This window comes from Vibrio sonorensis, assembly GCF_001854765.1.
GTDB classification, from domain to species: domain Bacteria; phylum Pseudomonadota; class Gammaproteobacteria; order Enterobacterales; family Vibrionaceae; genus Vibrio; species Vibrio sonorensis.
This window is the reverse complement of sequence record NZ_LJJE01000105.1, coordinates 1-242: the sequence shown is the minus strand read 5'-3', so window position 1 is coordinate 242 and position 242 is coordinate 1. Positions and strand designations below refer to the sequence as shown.

Genomic DNA, 242 nt, shown 5'->3' with positions numbered 1-242 from the left:
TATCATCGTTAAGTACAATGAAAACTGTAATCTGGAGCGACACACGAGGTTCCCAACTCAAGGCCTGAGGCGTGACCTCAACCTTGGCAAGGTAACCTTGCATCGCTGGTGATGAACTCAATCAACACCTTAAATTTGGAGCGACACACGAGGTTCGAACTCGTGACCTCAACCTTGGCAAGGTTGCGCTCTACCAACTGAGCTAGTGTCGCAATGTCATCGTTAAGTACGATGAAGACTGT

The 242-nt window shown here is 47.9% G+C and carries 1 tRNA gene; it reads right to left on the bottom strand.

The annotated features are described in order from the left end of the window. Positions 1–136: 136 nt before the first annotated feature. Positions 137–212, bottom strand: a tRNA-Gly gene (locus BLO31_RS19270). Positions 213–242: the final 30 nt, after the last annotated feature.